The following is an 18293-nucleotide window of genomic DNA, read 5'->3' as shown; positions in this document are numbered from 1 at the left end:
GCGGGTCGTCGGAGTAGTCCCTTTGTCCGATGCCTACACAACAATGAAATAGATCATTTATTTAATGTGCTTGGTATGAATATGATAGACGATGGTGCGGGAAAATATAAAACACGGTGGCCGGGGAAAAGCTCGGAGTTGCAATGCTGCTCTGCAACATTGCACAGCTAAAGCAGTGCCTACATTCGTGCGCCATTCCGATGTTGGCGCTGCCATAAGGGGCTTGGATTTTACGCATAAAAATACCGGGCAAGCCCGGTATTTTTCGCAGTGCTATAGGTTTAGGGTTGGCTTGTCCGCTTTACCCTTCACTCTTTACCCATTACTTACGCAGGCTGGCCTTGTCTTTTAATATCACTTCCAGTGCCACTTCATCACAGGCGTGCTGACGTGGGCACAGGTCACAGTCTTTCATGACTTTTTCTGGCAACAAGGCCTTGCTGGTCATGGTAAAGCCCAGCTTCATGAAGAACTCGGGCACTCGGGTCAACACAATCACCCGGTCGATGGCCATGTCTTCGGCTTTCTTCAATATTTTTTCAACCAGCGCAGTCCCCTGCCCCTGCCCCTGAAAGCCGGGCTCAACCCCCAGCGAGCGTACTTCCGCCAGGCCGGTATCATACACATACAAGGAGGCACAACCGCTGATCTGGCCCTGCACTTCAACCACGGCAAACTCCCCCACGGCCTTGACCAGGTCTTTACGGTCCCGGGGCAGGTTTTCACCGATATTGGCCCAGTAGTTGACCATGCGCTCTATGGCATCCAGGTCGGTCAAACGGGCGCTACGCACATGAATGCCCGAGCTGTCGCGCTGGGTGAGGCGGCGCTCGGCACTGGTCAACGCAAACTCCACCTGATCCGGTGCGACACCACCCAAAGCACAGCGGCTGGCCAGGCTGGACTCCAGCGACAGCTTGTCGTAGGCGTCCTCTTCGATCATCGGGCTGAATGCCTTGAAGTCAGCCATCGGCAGCTCTTCCATCGGCAGCTTCTTGCTGATGGCGTGTACCACTATGGCACCCACTATGTGATGCGCCTCCCGGAAAGGGATCCCCTTGGACACCAGGTAGTCGGCCATTTCGGTGGCATTGGAATAGCCCCCCTGAGCCGCTTCCCGAGTTTTATCTTCGTTGAGCTTGATGTCGTGCAGCACCATTTCCGCCATTTCCAGGCAGTCATACCAGGTATCCAGAGCATCAAACAGCCCTTCCTTGTCTTCCTGCATGTCCTTGTTGTAGGCCAGTGGCAGCGCCTTCAAGGTCATCATCATGCCGGCGTAGGCACCGAACACCCGACCGGTCTTGCCGCGGATCAGCTCCAGGGCATCGGGGTTTTTCTTCTGCGGCATCAAGGATGAGCCCGAGGTCACCCGGTCAGACAGCTCGAGGAAACCCGACTCGCCCGAGTTATAGAAAATCAAATCTTCGGCGAAGCGTGACAGGTGCATCATGGAGTTGGTGGCACAGTTCATCAGCTCCAGCACATGGTCGCGATCCGAGACGGAGTCCAGGCTGTTGCGGGTCGGTGACGAAAAGCCCAGTGAATGAGCCAGCTCGTGGCGGTCAATCGGAAAGCCGGTGCCCGCCAGCGCCCCACTGCCCAGCGGGCAGGTATCCATGCGCTTTTGCGCATCCTGCAGGCGGGTAAAGTCCCGCTCCAGCATTTCGACATAGGCCAGACACCAGTGAGCAAAGGTCACTGGCTGGGCACGTTGCAGGTGGGTGTAGCCGGGCAATACCGTACCCTGTTGCTGACGGGCCACTGTCACCAGCTGCTTTTGCAGCTCATCCAGCTTGGCCAGCAAGGGCGGTACCTGCTGCTTGCACCACAGTTTGAGATCGGTTGCTACCTGGTCGTTACGACTACGGCCAGTATGCAGCTTCTTGCCCAGGTCGCCCACCGCATTAATGAGATGACCTTCCACCCAGGAGTGAATATCTTCGGCGTCGGATTGTAAAATCTGGCTGGGATCTTCCATCACCTTCAATTTAAGGTCATTCAGTGCCAGCTCGATTTTTTGCTGTTCCTCTGCCGTTAATACGCCCGCCTTGGCCAGGGCACGAGACCAGGCGATGGAGCCGACAATGTCCTGTTCCGCCAGGCGGTAATCGAAACGCAGAGAATCGTTAAACTGCTTAAATTTGGCATCCGCCGCCTGACTGAAACGCCCACCCCAAAGTGCCATAACTCCTGTACTCCTAAACGGTATTGCTAATATATGATGGTTAACCACGCCTGTAACAGGCCTGGCGTATTGTTGCTCGATATTATACTTAAAACGCAGTTGGAAGCGGTAAGCTTTAAGCTGTCAGTAGACAGTTAAGCGCAAAGTGTGAAGAGTAAAGGGGTTAAACACCTAACGATTCACGCCTGACACCTCACTTTTTCTACGTACAGCTTACGGCTTCAAGCTTTCAGCTTAAAAAACACAGGGGGCATTAAGCCCCCTGTGGTTATTCTTCAACTTATATTCACTATCCGACCGCTATTACTTCTTCAGGCTGTTCAGCGCCTTGATGCGGCTGGCCAGCGAGTACAGACGGATAAAGCCTTCGGCGTGGCTCTGGTCGTACACTTCATCTTCACCAAAGGTCGCGAACTCTTCCGAGTACAGGCTGTTCGGTGAGGACTTCTGAATGGCCGTTACCTGACCCTTGTACATTTTCAGTACTACTTCGCCGGATACGTCTTCGGCAATGGCATCGGCAGAAGCCAGCAGCGCCTTGCACAAAGGGGTGAACCAGCGGCCGTCGTACACCAGGTGAGAGAACTCGGCGCCCACCTGCTCGCGCCAGGCGCGAGTCGGCTTGTCCAGCACCAGCTCTTCAACGGCGCGCAGGGCTGCCATCATCACGGTGCCGCCCGGGGTTTCGTAGCAACCACGAGACTTCATGCCTACCAGGCGGTTTTCCACTATATCCACCCGGCCTACGCCATGCTTGGCCGCACGCTCGTTTAACGTGGTCAGTACCTGGTACGGGCTCATCTGCTCGCCGTCTACCGCCACGATGCGACCCTGTTCTATGGTCAAGGACACGGTTTCGGCCTTGTCGGGAGCCTGCTCGGGGGACACAGTCCAGGTCCAGGCCTGCTCGGATGGCTCGTTCCAGGTGCTTTCCAGCTCGCCACCTTCGGTGGAGATGTGCCAGGCGTTGGCATCACGAGAATAGATCTTGGTGGCGCTGGCAGTGGTCTTGATGTTGCGTTCGGCCAGGTAGTTCAACAAGTCTTCACGGCTTCTCATGTCCCAGATGCGCCAGGGAGCAATAATCGCCAGCTGGGGAGCCAGTGCAGCAACCGCACCTTCGAAGCGTACCTGGTCGTTACCTTTACCGGTACAACCGTGAGCAATCGCCTCGGCACCTTCGGCCAGTGCCGCTTCGGCCATGGCCTTGGCAATGATCGGGCGCGCCATGGAAGTCCCTAACAGGTAGGTCCCTTCATAAATAGCACCGGTTTTCAGGGTCGGGTACACATAGTCGTTGACGAACTCGTCTTTCAGGTCGGCTACGATGCACTTGACGGCGCCCGAGGCGAGGGCTTTGGCTTCTATGCCTTCCAGCTCTTCGTCACCCTGACCCACATCACCGACGAAGGCGATGATCTCACAACCTTCATAGTTTTCTTTCAACCATGGAATGATGGCTGATGTATCCAGACCACCGGAGTAGGCCAGCAGAATTTTTTTGAATTGGCTCATTAATGCATATCCCTGTTAATCAATGTCAGCAGCACGGCATTCTGAACGTGCATGCGATTTTCAGCTTGGTCGAGGATGAAGGAGGAAGGACCGTCCATTACCTCGGAAGTTATTTCCCACTCCCTGTGGGCAGGCTGGCAATGCAACACCTGTTTGGCTCCGGTTTTGTCGAGCAGGGCCTGATTGATCTGATACGGCATGAAGACTTCGGCTACCTGCTCCAGAGGCGTTTCATCGCCCATAGAAACCCAGGTATCCGTATACAACACATCGATATCATGCACATCATCCAGGCTGTCGGTGACCTGCACCTTGCCACCACTGATGGCGGCCAGGGCTTCGGCTTCCTTTAACACCTGGGCATCCACGTTGCGGCCCCGGGGACACACAGAGGTCACCGTGACGCCCAGAATGGCGCCGGCCAACAGCAGTGAGTTGGTCACGTTGTTGCCGTCACCCAGGTACGCCAGGTGCACCTTGCTCAAATCATCATGATGCTCGGCAATGGTCATATAGTCCGCCAGTGCCTGACACGGATGATACAGGTTACACAGGGAATTGATCACCGGTACCTTGGCATATTTTGCCATTTCGACCAGCGTTTGGTGATCATAAACCCGTGCCACTATGGCATGAGACCAGCGCGACAGGTTGGCGGCAAAGTCCTGTACCGTTTCGCGGCTGCCCATGGCACCATTCTGGCTGTCCAGATAGACCGCATGACCGCCCAGACGATTAATACCGATATCCAGGGTCACGCGGGTACGCAATGAAGGCTTCTCGAACAGCGTGATCACACTCTTGCCTTTCAGCTCATCCGCATACTTGGCCGGATTGGCTTTCAGATCTTTCGCCAGGTTCAATATCTGTTCTATTTGCTGCTTGCTGTAATCTTTCAGGCTTAATAAATGCTGCATAATCTCTCCTTAGTGTGAAATCCGGGTGCCAAACTCGGACTCACCAGCCAGCAGCGACAATAACTGTTCCGGATTACGCCAGCTGCCCACGGCAACCGGCTTGCCCAGTATCTTGGTGGCTTTGAGCGCCGCCTTTACTTTAACGGCCATGCCATCCTTGATCACGCCTTGCTGTATCAGCTCCATGGCGCGGGCTTCCGTCAGCGCGTTAATCAGCTGACGTTCACCATCGAGAATGCCACTGACATCCGACAACATCACCAAGTCCGCGTCCAGCACTTCGGCAATGGCGGTCCCTGCCTGGTCGGCATTGACGTTCATCAGCTGACCATCGAAGGTAATGCCGATAGAGCTGACCACCGGCAAGAAGCCACCGTCCAATAGCGTGCAGATCAAGGTGGCATCGCCGCCTTCAATTTTGCCCACTGCCCCCAGCTCGGGATCCAGCTGGCTAACGCGACACAAACCACCATCGCCCAGGCACAGGCCCACGGCACTGATGTTGTGGGCAATGGCCTGGGCCAGCAGCAGTTTGTTGGCCGTGCCCGCCAGGGCGCCGGTGATCACGGGGATGTGTTCCACCGGGGTAACGCGCAAGCCGTCTTTTTTAGTCGACGTCAGTCCCATGGCCTTCAGCTGGTTATCCACCAGCACGCCGCCACCGTGGACTAATACCAGCGGACGTTTTACGTCATCGATAAAGGTCTTCAGCGTGGTAAACAGCGCCGCCAGGGCGTCGTTACTTTCCAATAAGGTACCGCCCAACTTAATGACCAGCGGTGTTTGTTTCGTCGTCATCCTGGATTTACTCCTGTACCAAACCCGCCAGTGGCGAAAATCCTTGGTGAATATTAATACATTGAATCGCCTGACTGGCCGCGCCTTTCAACAGGTTGTCGATGGCCGACACCACAATAAGCTGGTTGCCGTCCCGCGCCCAGTGCAGATCACAGAAAGGGGTACCCGCCACATCGTTAATTTGTGGCCACTGACCGGTCAGGCGCACAATTTTCTGGCCATCGTAGGCCTGATGGTAAGCCGCGGCTATTTTCTCATCGCTCACATCGTCGTTCAGCTGCACATAAATGGTGGCCAGAATACCGCGAATAAAGTTACCCAGATGCGGCTGAAACACCACCTGATTATCAAGGTGATGGCTGATTTCCGGCTGATGGCGGTGATTCAGCACCCCATAAGGCTTAAAGCTGACCTCACAAAAACTGTTGGCGTGGCTGGCCTTGCGGCCGGCGCCACTGACGCCGGATACGGCACTGATAATCGGCTTGCTGTCGGCGGCAATCAGCCCCGCCTGCTGCAATGGCTTCAATGCACTCAAGGAGGCGGTAGGGTAACAACCCGGTACGGCAATCAGCTGAGCCGCTTTGATGGCATCCTGATTCCACTCCGCCAGGCCATAGGCCGCCTGACCTAGCCAGTCAGGGTGCTGGTGAGTAAAGCCGTAAAAGCGCTCATAGAAATCCTCTCCGGGCACACGAAAGGCACCGGACAAATCAAATACCGGCAAGCCCTTGGCTACAAAGCCCGGCGCCAGGTCGTGGCTGACTTCATGCGCCGTGGCCAACAGCACCAGATCGGCGTCGATATGAATGCGACTCAGGGCCTCGTCATCCAGTGGCAGCAAGGGCTGCTCGATGATGCCACGCCAGCGGGGGTGCAAGCTGGAAAATGGCTTGTGGGCGTCCTGGCTGCCCTCTGATACATAGAGGCCGGCTAACGAAAGATGAGGATGGGCCTGGACTAAACCGGCCAGTTCGGCTCCGGTATAACCGCTGGCACCGATAATTGCAGCTTTTAACATGGGCGTATCCGTCAATTTGAATGTGGCTTGGTTGAGATGCAGGCGTCAGCCTAGCGTGTTTTCAGGGCTTATGTCACCCTAAGGTAATGGCTCAGGCGAGCAGTCGTCGTCGCCGTAATGAGGAAAGGAAAAACATGGCCATTTGCTACGCTAGTTACCCAGATAAGAATAAGCTGTCAGCCTAGCAATGATAAAATACTTATGCAACATTATTGAATATAAATTTGATGACTTTTTACGGAGTGTCTATGCCATCAACACAGCCCAAACTGCTCGATATGTATCGCGATCTCATCGCCCTTCCTTCCATCAGCAGCACCGAAAGCAGCTGGGATCAAAGCAACGAGCAGGTGATTCGACTGCTGGCCGACTGGTTCAGCCAGCTGGGTTTTGCCGTTGAAGTGACCGAACTGCCCGACTTGCCCGGCAAATTCAACCTGGTGGCCACCCGAGGTGAAGGTGACGGCGGCCTGCTGCTGGCCGGTCACACCGATACCGTGCCTTATGATGAAGGCCGCTGGACCAAAGATCCCTTTAAACTCACCGAGGAAGGCAACCGCCTCTATGGCCTGGGCGTGATCGACATGAAAGGTTTTTTTGCCTTTATCGTCGAGGCGCTGAAAGACATCGACCTCAGCAAACTGACCAAACCCATTCGTATTTTGGCCACCGCCGATGAAGAAACCACCATGGCCGGGGCCCGTGCCATTGCCAGCGCCATGGCCATTAAACCCGACTACGCGGTAATTGGTGAGCCCACCGGCCTGGTACCCGTGATGATGCATAAAGGTCACATGTCGGAAGCCATTCGCATTACCGGCAAGAGTGGCCACAGTTCCGATCCGGCCAACGGCGTGAATGCGCTGGAAATTATGCATAAAGTGATGGGCCGCTTGCTGGATCTGCAGCGCCAGCTCAAGGAAAACTACGGCAACCATCATTTCAAGGTGCCGCAGCCTACGCTGAACCTGGGCGCCATCAGCGGTGGCGACAGCCCCAACCGCATTTGTGCCTGTTGCGAGCTGAATTTCGATATGCGCCCGATTCCCGGTGTCGGCCCGGATGAGCTCATGGGACTGCTGCATCACGCCCTGGAGCCGATCAAAGAGCAATACCCCAATGCGCTGGAGCTGTTTCACCTGCACGAACCCATTCCGGCCTATGGCACGGATCCGGAAGGCGAGCTGGTCAAGGCGGCGGAAGCCATTTCCGGCCACCAGGCCGAGGCGGTCAACTACTGCACCGAGGCCCCCTTTATCAACCAGCTGGGCTGTCAGACCATAGTGCTGGGCCCGGGCCACATAGCTCAGGCTCACCAACCGGATGAGTATCTGGACCTATCCTTTGTCAAGCCCACCATCGATATCATTCAGCGACTGGTACAGCGCTTTTGTCTGGCTCAGAACTAACAACAGCGTCAGGCGTTAAGCGTTAAGCATAACCCCCACTCCACACCATCAAAATACCGGGTTTGTCCCGGTATTTTTTCATTGCTCTCTCATGGGGAGCCTCATCCCTTGGGATTCCCCTTTACTATTCACCCCTCTCGCGCCATTTTAGCGAACCAGCTCCCAAAAATACTCCGCCCTCTTCAGCAGGATTGACCGCCATTACGAAAGCTGGCTAGATACCTGCAGCGGAAACAAAAAGTGATAACAACTAGATAGATGAGGCAGATATGGATAATCATGCGGCACTCAGGGCCAATGTTGGCCTGCTGGGGCAGTTGCTGGGCGATACCATCAAGGATCACCATGGCCAAAGCTTTCTCGACAAGATAGAAACCATACGCCAGTTGGCCAAGTCGGCTCGTCAAGGTAACGACGACGACCAGCAGCAGCTGCTCGATACGCTCAAGCACTTGAGTGACGACGAGCTATTACCCGTAGCCCGAGCCTTCAGTCAGTTTCTTAACCTGGCCAACGTGGCCGAACAGTTTCATACCATTTCTCGCCAGACTCAGCACGAGGCCGGCGCCGGCCCCCTGAGTCAGGTATTTGAACGGTTGAAAACGGCCGAGATTAACGAAGACAGCATCAAGGCCGCCGTGGCCGAACTCGACATAGAGTTGGTGCTCACCGCCCACCCCACGGAAGTGACCCGCCGCACCTTTATTCACAAGCATGTGCAGCTCAACGACTGTCTGGCGGCACTGGAACTGGACTTGCCCGAGCCGGAGAAAGCGGAATTACTGGAGCGAGTCGAACAACTCATTACTCAGGCCTGGCACAGTAATGAAATTCGCGCCCAGCGCCCCACCCCGGTCGACGAAGCCAAGTGGGGTTTTGCGGTTATCGAGAACAGCCTCTGGCCGGCCCTGCCTAGGTTTATGCGCCAGCTCGATGAGCAACTGCACACCCAGCTGGGTATTCGCCTGCCGCTGGATGCCGCTCCGGTGCGTTTCGCCTCCTGGATGGGCGGCGACAGAGACGGCAACCCTTTCGTGACCGCCAAGGTCACCCGGGAGGTGCTGTTGCTGGGCCGCTGGATGGCCAGCTCGCTGTTTCTCAACGATATTCAAGAGCTGGTCTCCGAGCTGTCGATGTCGCAGGCCAACGATGAGCTTGCTCAACAGACCGAGCACCACGACGAGCCTTACCGCGTCATCTTGCGCCAGCTTCGCGAAGATTTACGCGAAACCCTGATGTTCCTCAACGCCAAGGTGCAAGGCCAGAGTACCGATGCGCGAGATTTGATCACCACCACAGAGCAACTGCGCCAGCCATTGGAGCTGTGTTATCGCTCCTTGCAGGACTGCGGCCTGGGCAAAATCGCCGACGGCCTGCTGCTGGACGTGATCCGCAAGGTCGCCTGCTTTGGCATTCATCTGCTCAAGCTGGATATTCGCCAGGATGGCGAGCGCCACACTCAGGCCCTGGCCGAAATCAGCCGCTATCTGGGGCTGGGTGATTATGCCGACTGGAGCGAGGCCGACAAGCAAGCCTTCCTGCTCAATGAACTGAATTCTCGCCGTCCGTTGCTGCCACGTCAGTGGCAACCCGGTGCGGAAACCCGGGAAGTGCTGGATACCTGCCAGGTCATTGCCGAGCATCCACAAGACGCCTTCGGCATCTACACCATCTCCATGGCCGGTGCTCCATCCGACGTGCTGGCCGTACAGCTGTTGCTGAAAGAGTGCGGCGTGAACTTCCCGATGCCGGTCGCGCCCCTGTTTGAAACCCTGGACGATCTCAATAACGGCGCCGATGTCATAGAGCAGCTCTACAAGCTGCCCTGGTATCGCGGTTATCTGCAAGGCCGTCAGTATGTGATGATTGGCTATTCCGACTCGGCCAAAGACGCCGGCATGATGGCCGCTGGCTGGGCGCAATACAGCGCCATGGAAAAGCTGGTGGCCATTAGCGATCGCGAGCAAATCAAACTGACCCTGTTTCACGGCCGGGGCGGCAGCCTGGGTCGCGGCGGCGGTCCGGCGCGGCAGGCGATTCTGGCTCAGCCTCCCGGCTCGACGCTGGGCGGATTGCGGGTCACCGAACAAGGCGAGATGATCCGCTTTAAATTCGGCCTGCCCAAGGTGGCCATCGACAGCCTGGCACTCTATGCCAGCGCCGTGCTGGAGGCCAACCTGCTGCCGCCGCCCGAGCCCGAGCCCCAGTGGCGCGAGCTCATGGACACCATAGCCGATGTCTCCTGTGCGCACTATCGCTCGCTGATCCGCGACGAGCCAGACTTCGTTCCCTACTTTCGCGCCGCCACCCCCGAGCAGGAACTGGTCAAGCTGCCGCTCGGCTCGCGCCCTGCCAAGCGCAGGCCCGGCGGCGTAGAAAGCCTGCGCGCCATTCCCTGGATTTTTGCCTGGACGCAAAACCGACTGATGCTGCCCGCCTGGCTCGGCGCCCACAAAGGGCTGGAACAGGTCATCGCCGACGGGCAGGAAAGTGCTCTGATGGCCATGAACAAGCAGTGGCCCTTCTTCCGTGCCCGACTCGATATGCTGGAAATGGTGTTTCTCAAGGCCGACTCGAACCTGGCGGCCTACTACGACAGCCTGTTGGTGCCGACCGAGCTTAAGCCGTTGGGCAAGCGGTTACGGGATGAGTTACAGACCAGCATGAAGCTGATATTGCAGCTGAAAGAAGAAGCCGAGCTGTTATCGAACGAACCCTGGATCAAGGAGTCCATCAAGCTGCGCAACCCCTATACGGATCCGCTCAACGTGTTGCAGGCCGAGCTGTTAAAACGTTCACGCCAGCATGAAGAGGATGATATTAGCCCGGCACTGGATCAGGCGCTGATGGTGACCATAGCCGGCATCGCCGCCGGTATGCGGAACACGGGGTAACCACAGCTGGAAGTGTGGCGTCTGGCAGAGGGCACTACTCCTCCGACACGCCATGAACCCATATATGGGGGCTCGGGAAATACCGTCCATGGTATTTCACGGTTGTGGGAGACGAGCTCTGCTGCCTCTTTCTGAACACCGAGTTGCCCGAAGATAGTGCCAGCAGGTAACTCTGCAGCATCAAGGAGGACAAAGGGTTCTACTCCACCGACCATCACATGACAGGGAGGTCATGTGCTGAGCGCCACATGGATGTGCTTGCAGCGGGTCGGTGGAGTAGGCCGTTTGTTCGACCTTTACATGAAGTAGGAATAGCTCAATGGTTTAGTGTAATTGGTATTAGCCTTTACTGGCGAGCTTGCTACCTGCTTCCGGCGAGGCGGCAGCCGTTTCCACGAGTGACTTCTTGGCCCAGTAACCGGCCAGCAGGGAGCCGGAAATGTTGTGCCACACGCTGAACAGGGTACCGGGCAGGGCCGCAGCCGGGGTGAAGAACTTCATCGCCAGTGCCGCCGCCAGTCCGGAATTTTGCAGTCCCACCTCGAAGGCGATGGTCCGGCAGACTTTCTTGTCGAACCCCATCATGGCGGTAATGCCATAGCCCAACAGCAGGCCACAACTATTGTGCAACACCACCGCCAGCGCCACTATGCCGCCGATATGGGCGATGTTGTCCACATTCAGAGCCACTACGATGGCGACGATCAGCACGATGGCGGCCATGGAGAATAACGGCAGCACCGGATCCAGCTTCCGAATCAGCCCACCGGCAAAGTAATTGATGCCCACCCCCAGCAGCACGGGTGCCACCACTACCTGCAGCAAACTAATCAACATAGACTGCACCGGCACATCCACGCTTTGCCCGACCAGCAGCGCCACCAGCACAGGAGTGAGTACCACACCCAGCAAGGTAGAAATGGCCGTCATGGAAATCGACAACGCCGTATCGCCTTTCGCCAGATAACACATCACGTTGGATGAGGTTCCCCCCGCCACGCTGCCCACCAACAACATGCCCACGGTCAGCTCGGCATCAAAGCCGAATAACAGCGCTATCAGCAGGGCCACCACCGGCATGACGCTAAACTGCAGTATGACCCCCACCAACAAGGCCTTCCTGCTGGCGATAACATTACGAAAATCATGGATACTGAGCGTTAGGCCCATACACAGCATGATAATGGTCAGTAAAGGCACGATCTGGCCTTTAATGCCGACGAACAGCTCGGGCTGAAAAAAGGCCAAAACCGATAACAACAAGGCCCACAGCGGGAACAACTGGGTGATCAGGGCTAACATTATGCTTCTCTCTGGTTAAAGTGGTGTTACCCAACATGAATAACAAAGCGGAATTGTAATCACATTTCGTTAGTAAAATGCGAGTATATTTACAAACCGGATCTCTCTCACTGATTTAATCAGCCGTAATTTTTTTGCATAATGATGCTTATCTTACTTCCCTCTGCCCGGACTTTGCCATGACCCCCGCCATCTTGTTTCTGGAAAAACAGCAGTCCCCGTTTACCCTGCATCAATATGAATGCTCGGCCCAGGACGACTTTGGAGCCCATGCCGCCGAGCAGTTGCAGGTGCCACTTGATCAGGTATTCAAGACCCTGCTGACCGAAGGCGAACAAGGTGCCGTGGTGGCGCTGGTGCCCTCTTCGGGCAAGGTAAACCTGAAACGGTTGGCCAAGGCGGCCGGAGTGAAAAAGCTCGACATGATGCCCCCGGCCAAGGCCGAGCGCCTCACCGGCTACAAGGTGGGGGGTATCAGCCCGTTTGCACAAAAAAAACGCCTGCCTGTCGTGCTGGATGCTTCGGCCCGTCAACATGCCCAGATCCTGGTCTCTGGCGGCAAACGCGGCTTGTCACTCGGTGTGACCGCCGACCTGCTACACAGCTTGCTCAACGCCGTTATCGCGGATATTGCCGAATAGCGCAGGGCAAGCCCTTAGCCTGTCTCTTAGTCACAACTATTTCTTGTTGATGTTTTTTGAAATTAGTGTGGCTTGTCAGGCAGAGGGCACTACTCCTCCGACACGCTGTGAACCCATCCATGGGGGCTCAAACCACGCCATCCCTGGCGCGGATGGTCGGCTGAGCAGACACCCTCTGCCTTCCCATTGGCACCGGTGCCGTCGGTCAGTGATGTTCACCGAAGACTCGGGGCCTAAAAAGAGGCGGCTGGGATAGCCTCAGCCGACCATCACATGACAAGGACGTCATGTGCTGAGCGTCGCAGGGATGCAGTTTAGCGTGTCGGAGGAGGGTACCTAGCTGCCTCTGGGCATTCATTCACTGGCTAGCTACTTGTGACTAAGAGACAAGCCCTTAGCGATCAGCGTTAAGCTGTCAGATACAGATAATCTCACCCCCTGAAAGCACTCAGCCTGCGCTATTACTTCGAGCACATTTCGGAACATTTTTTTCACTATTTCTTGCGGCGGTTTAATTAAAAACGCTACTATTACGCCTGCTAATACAAACGATTCTCACACGCATAGTCATAAAGGATTACTGAATGCCTTACCCTAAACTCGTGCTCGCCGCCGCCATTGGCGCCCTGCTGAGCGGTTGCGCCCAAACAAAAACGCCAGCCGTCACTCAAAACGAAGTGGTTGAGCATTATGCCGACATCGCCCATGCGGTGTACGCCGACTCCTTGACTGCCGCCGAGCAGCTGGACGTCGCCATCAAGCAATTGCTGGCCAGCCCAAGCGAGCATACCCTGGCGCAAGCACGGACTGCCTGGATTGCGGCGCGTGTTCCTTATCAACAGTCTGAAACCTTCCGTTTCGCCAACCCTGTGGTAGACGACTGGGAAGGTCAGCTGAATGCCTGGCCGCTGGATGAAGGCCTGATTGACTATGTAGCACCGGGTTATCAGCACGAGCTGGGCAACGAGGGCGCAACCGCCAATATTATTGCCAACACCCTATTGCAGGTCGGTGGCGAACGCCTGGATGTCACTCATATTACGCCCGAGCTGCTGGCTGGCCTTAACGAGGTGGCCGGCTCGGAAGCCAACGTGGCATCCGGTTATCACGCCATCGAATTTTTGCTCTGGGGTCAGGATGTTAACGGCACAGGGCCAGGCGCCGGTGAGCGTCCTTATACCGATTATGTGCTGGGTGCCGATTGCACCAACGGCAACTGTGATCGTCGCCGTGATTACCTGCAGGCCGCCAGTCAGTTGTTGATAAGTGACCTGGGTTGGATGAGCAGCCAGTGGCAAGCAGGCAGTACCGATAACTACCGTGCCGAACTGACCGCGCTGCCCGCCGAAGAAGGCCTCCGCCGCATGCTGTTTGGCATGGGTTCATTGTCGTTGGGCGAGCTGGCCGGCGAACGCATGAAGGTGGCACTCGTGGCCAACTCGGTAGAAGACGAGCACGACTGCTTCTCCGATAACACCCACAACTCCCATTACTACAACGAGAAAGGCATCGTTAACCTGATGTTTGGTGAGTATCAGCGCATCGACGGCAGCACCTTGCAGGGGCCGTCATTGCTACAACTGGTGGCTCAGCAAGACAACGCCGCCGCCAGACAGATTGATGCGCAAATGCGTTCCAGTGAGCAAGCGGTTTACCAGCTGGTACAGTCGGCCGAAGTGAATCATGTTCATTTCGATCAGTTAATCAGTGCCGATAACCCGGCAGGTAATCAGCTGGTACAAGATGCCATCGATGCGCTGGTTGAGCAGACTCGCGCCATTGAGCTGGCGGCCAATACCATAGGCATCAACAACCTGGGCCCGGACACGGCCGATCACGAGTTTTAGGCGCATCTCGTAAAGGGTGAAGGGTAAAAAGTGAAGGGGGCGAAAATCACACCCAGGCCAAAGAAAATGCACCGTATCTAAAGACGGTGCATTTTCCTTTTTACTCATCTCTCTTCGCTCTTCACCATTTTTATTCTGGACTCTTTATGCAATTTCGATTCTCAGCCGCACTGCTGTGCGTAACGCTGGCATTCAATGCCCATGCAAATCCCGCCAAACCGGGTGGCAGCACCACCACCGACAAAACCGGCGGCAATGCCTTTTCGATGCCGGCGACGAATTTGAGCTTTGATAAACGACTCGACTTTTCGGTGGGCAACAGCTTTTTTCGCAACCCCTGGGTAACGGCCCCGGCCACGACCGATGCCCGTGATGGTTTAGGCCCGCTGTTTAATACCAACGCCTGCCAGGGCTGCCACATAAAAGACGGCCGCGGCCACCCTCCTCGAGCCAGGGGGGATAATGCGGTGTCCATGCTGGTCCGCTTGTCTATTCCGGCCGATGACAGCCCCGAGCAGCAAGCCTTGTTAAAGGTGCAGGGCGTGATCAACGAGCCGACTTATGGTGGCCAGCTGCAAGACATGGCCATTCCGGGTGCGCTCCCCGAAGGCAAGGTGAATATCAGCTACCACACCCATAACGTCACCCTGAGTGATGGCACTCGAGTGGAGTTACGACAACCCAGACTCACGGTGACCGATCTCGGCTACGGTGAACTGCACCCGGATACCTTGTTTTCGGCGCGCATAGCCCCGCCCATGATTGGCCTTGGACTGCTGGAAGCCATTGATGAAGCGGACCTCCTGGTACGTGACAACCCGGATGGCGATGGCATCAGCGGTCGCGCCAACCGGGTATGGGACAACAAAACACAACAAACCGTGCTGGGCCGCTTTGGCTGGAAAGCCGGCCAACCCAACCTGCGCCAACAAAATGCCAGCGCCTTTGCCGGTGATATGGGCATTACTTCTTCGTTGGCGTTAGCCGATGACTGCACCGCAGCACAAGCCTGTGAACGCTTTGCCAATGGCGGCGAACTGGAAGTGAGTGAAGACATTCTGGATGCCGTTACCTTCTACAGCCAGCACCTGGCCGTCCCTGCTCGTCGCCATCTGGATAACCCGGACGTAATAGCCGGAGAGCAGCTGTTTCTCGCCCTGGGTTGCAGCAGCTGCCACACGCCTTCGTACACCACGGGTCAACACGAAAGCCCGGCGCTCAGTCGGCAGAAAATTTACCCGTATACCGACTTGCTGTTGCACGACATGGGCGAGGGGCTCGCCGATCACAGACCCGAATTTTTAGCCAGCGGCCACGAATGGCGCACGCCTCCGTTATGGGGACTGGGCTATGCCGCCGAAGTCGCGGGTACAGAAGGTGCCTTTTACCTCCATGACGGGCGCGCCCGCACCCTGCTGGAAGCCATTCTCTGGCACGGGGGCGAAGCCGAACCGGCCAAACAGAGCGTGATCGCCATGGGCACGACCGAGCGCGCGCAACTGATCGCTTTCCTGGAGTCGCTATGAAGAAGACCTTGTTACTGCTGGCCACCCTGGGCGCGCTTGGCGCCTGCCAAAGCCAACCCGCCGCCGACGCCGCACTGCAAACCCTGGCCAAGGATCACCTTGGCTTTATGCGTCAGCAGGCCGATGTGCTGGCCCACGAATTAACCCAGCTGCAGCAAGCCAGCACTGATTACTGCCGGCAAGCCGAGCAACAGCCCACCCCCTCACTCGCCCCGGTAAAACAAGAGTGGCGCCGCAGTTTTGACGCCTGGAGTGCGCATCAGGGACAAAGCGGCGGCCCACTGGATGCCGCAGGATTAAGTTTTGCCTTTCAATTCTGGCCGGATAAAAAAGACACGGTCGGCAAGCAGGTTCAACGCGAGCTGGCCGCCGTCGCCCAAGGCGGCTCTGCGCCCCATCGTGGCGTGGTCACCACCCTGAGCGCGGTGGAGTACTTGCTGGAAAACGACTTGAGTCCCCGGCAGCGCTGTCTGTTGCTACCCAGCATCACGGCGCAGCTGGCCAGCAATGGCCAGCTGCTGCAAACGACCTGGCACAATAACAGCGGCTACCAGCAACAACTGGCGCAAATGCAGCGGCAAGGGGGCGCTACTGCCCTGCTGACTCGGGTATTGGGCCAGCTGTCCCACCGTTTCGATCGCATCGAAAAGAAATTGCTACTGCCGCTGAATACCGCACCAAACCCCCGGCCACTGTTTGCCGAAGCCTGGCGCAGCGAGCAATCGTTACACTTCCTGCGCGCCAGTCTCACCTCACTTGAGCAGGAATATCAGCTGGGTGGCATGCGCGCCTATCTGCTGCACGCCGGCCACCCGCATCAAGCTACCGTGAGTGCGTTGGATGAGGCCTTTGCCGATGCCCTGGCACACCTGCCCAGCGGTGACAGCCTGGCCTATTGGCTGACAGGCGATAACTATGGCGAGCTGTTGCGCTTCAAACTGTCATTCGACCAGCTGGGCTATCAGCTGAAGCAACGGCTACCCGGTGAACTGGGCTTAAGCCTGGGCTTTAATGCCACGGACGGTGACTGATGCAGCGGCGGCAGTTTTTAAAGGCCTTATCGGCCGCCGGCGTCCTGAGTAGCCTGGGGTTGGTGGGCTGCGCCTTGCCTGCTACCCGGCCTGACCGTCAGTCTTATCTGATTGGCGGCGGCCGACGCGGCCAGGGTCAATACGTAGTACAGGCACTGAATCTGGATGGCGGCCTGCGCTACCAGCTCCCTTTACCCGCCCGGGGCCACGGCATGGCGGTGCACCCCAGCTTGCCGCTGGCGGTGTGCCATGCAAGGCGCCCCGGCCGGTTTTTATGTCTGTTCAATCACCAAAGCGGTGCCACCCTGCAGCTACGCCAGGCCGACCCCGGCCGTCATTACTACGGCCACGGAGTATTCAGCGCCGATGGCCATACCTTGTTTACCACCGAAGGCGTGAGCGGTAACAGTCAGGGCGTGATTGGCGTTTATAGCCTCGCCGGCAACCGGCTGGAAAAGGTCGCAGAATATAGCGGCTTTGGTATTGGCCCCCATGAAATTCGTCTGATGCCCAACGGCAACCTGGTGATTGGCGTGGGGGGTGTGCATACCCATGGCCGTGAGCCCTTGAATCTGGAGACCATGGCGCCCAGCCTCAGCTACCTCGATGCCGCCAGCGGCGAACTGCAGGAACAGGCCACCCTGACGGACAAGCAGCTGTCCATTCGCCACCTGGCGGTGACCGCAGACGGTGACGTGTTTGCTGGCCAGCAAGACAGAGGCGAACCAGACGATTACCCGCCGCTGATTGTACGCCACCGTCCCGGCCAACCACTGCTGGCGTTGGGTGGCAGTACGCTCGACTGGGCGCGCTTCAATCACTACATTGCCAGCATCGCCGTCACCGACACCCTGATCGCCGCCACCTCGCCACCGGGTAACTGTTATGGCTTGTGGCACAGGCACAGTGGCGAACTGATCCGCATCGCGCCCCTGCCGGATGCGTCCGGCGCCTCGGCCAACAAGGGTCGGATCTGGCTGGGTAGCGGCCAGGGTGGTATCCGTCAGCTCGACAGTAGCAGTCGCGAACAAGGCTTTTATTCGGCGTATCAATGGGATAATCACTGGGCCTTCATTGACGCCTAACGATGTAACAGCAAAACTAACGCCATAAGCTGTACGCTATACGCCATAAGTTAAAGACCAACACCATTCCTCTTTGACTTACAGCGTACGGCGTAAAGCATACCGCTGGTACTTTTCAA

General features: G+C 56.9%; 13 protein-coding genes. 7 read left to right on the top strand and 6 right to left on the bottom strand.

Annotated features, from left to right (window positions below; all coding sequences use genetic code 11):
* Positions 1-322: 322 nt before the first annotated feature.
* The 5 genes from argH to argC form a co-directional block, all read right to left on the bottom strand.
* A complete protein-coding gene (argH, locus tag ACN0VL_RS07750) occupies positions 323-2188 on the bottom strand; it encodes an argininosuccinate lyase (RefSeq protein WP_417616139.1) in 1866 nt (621 codons plus the stop codon).
* A gap of 303 nt (positions 2189-2491) precedes the next feature.
* Positions 2492-3703, bottom strand: coding sequence for an argininosuccinate synthase (locus ACN0VL_RS07745; protein WP_417616137.1), 1212 nt, complete (start codon positions 3701-3703; stop codon positions 2492-2494).
* On the bottom strand, positions 3703-4620 hold the full coding sequence (locus ACN0VL_RS07740; RefSeq protein WP_417616135.1) for an ornithine carbamoyltransferase: 918 nt from the start codon (positions 4618-4620) through the stop codon (positions 3703-3705). The genes ACN0VL_RS07745 and ACN0VL_RS07740 overlap by 1 nt, the downstream gene beginning before the upstream one ends.
* 9 nt (positions 4621-4629) lie before the next feature.
* Positions 4630-5418 (bottom strand): acetylglutamate kinase, encoded by a 789-nt coding sequence (gene argB, locus ACN0VL_RS07735; protein ID WP_417616133.1) that lies wholly within the window; start codon positions 5416-5418, stop codon positions 4630-4632.
* A 7-nt stretch (positions 5419-5425) separates the two neighbouring features.
* Positions 5426-6439 carry an N-acetyl-gamma-glutamyl-phosphate reductase gene (argC, locus tag ACN0VL_RS07730; RefSeq protein WP_417616131.1) on the bottom strand — a complete coding sequence of 338 codons (1014 nt, stop codon included), beginning with the start codon at positions 6437-6439 and terminating at the stop codon, positions 5426-5428.
* A gap of 248 nt (positions 6440-6687) precedes the next feature.
* Between argC and argE the strand changes: the two genes are divergently transcribed.
* On the top strand, positions 6688-7848 hold the full coding sequence (gene argE / locus ACN0VL_RS07725) for an acetylornithine deacetylase (RefSeq protein WP_417616129.1): 1161 nt from the start codon (positions 6688-6690) through the stop codon (positions 7846-7848).
* Positions 7849-8117: 269 nt separating this feature from the next.
* The gene (ppc, locus tag ACN0VL_RS07720) at positions 8118-10742 is read left to right on the top strand and encodes a phosphoenolpyruvate carboxylase (protein WP_417616127.1); all 2625 of its coding nucleotides are present in this window, start codon (positions 8118-8120) and stop codon (positions 10740-10742) included.
* A 339-nt stretch (positions 10743-11081) separates the two neighbouring features.
* Here the strand turns inward: ppc and ACN0VL_RS07715 are convergent, their stop codons facing one another.
* Positions 11082-12044, bottom strand: a complete 963-nt coding sequence (locus ACN0VL_RS07715) for a bile acid:sodium symporter family protein (RefSeq protein ID WP_417616125.1) — start codon at positions 12042-12044, stop codon at positions 11082-11084.
* A 179-nt stretch (positions 12045-12223) separates the two neighbouring features.
* Here ACN0VL_RS07715 and ybaK point away from each other — a divergent pair, with 179 nt between their 5' ends.
* From ybaK to ACN0VL_RS07690, 5 genes are all read left to right on the top strand, one after another.
* Positions 12224-12685, top strand: coding sequence for a Cys-tRNA(Pro) deacylase (gene ybaK / locus ACN0VL_RS07710; protein ID WP_417616124.1), 462 nt, complete (start codon positions 12224-12226; stop codon positions 12683-12685).
* Positions 12686-13269: 584 nt separating this feature from the next.
* Positions 13270-14532, top strand: coding sequence for an imelysin family protein (locus ACN0VL_RS07705; RefSeq protein WP_417616122.1), 1263 nt, complete (start codon positions 13270-13272; stop codon positions 14530-14532).
* 146 nt (positions 14533-14678) lie between these two features.
* A complete protein-coding gene (locus ACN0VL_RS07700) occupies positions 14679-16058 on the top strand; it encodes a di-heme oxidoredictase family protein (protein WP_417616120.1) in 1380 nt (459 codons plus the stop codon).
* Positions 16055-17089, top strand: a complete 1035-nt coding sequence (locus ACN0VL_RS07695) for an imelysin family protein (protein ID WP_417616118.1) — start codon at positions 16055-16057, stop codon at positions 17087-17089. The genes ACN0VL_RS07700 and ACN0VL_RS07695 overlap by 4 nt, the downstream gene beginning before the upstream one ends.
* On the top strand, positions 17089-18174 hold the full coding sequence (locus ACN0VL_RS07690) for a DUF1513 domain-containing protein (RefSeq protein ID WP_417616116.1): 1086 nt from the start codon (positions 17089-17091) through the stop codon (positions 18172-18174). Before ACN0VL_RS07695 ends, ACN0VL_RS07690 begins: the two co-directional genes overlap by 1 nt.
* Positions 18175-18293 lie beyond the last annotated feature (119 nt).

The organism is Oceanisphaera sp. (genome assembly GCF_048268965.1).
Taxonomy (GTDB): Bacteria; Pseudomonadota; Gammaproteobacteria; order Enterobacterales; family Aeromonadaceae; genus Oceanimonas.
This window is presented reverse-complemented; position numbering and strand designations above follow the sequence as displayed.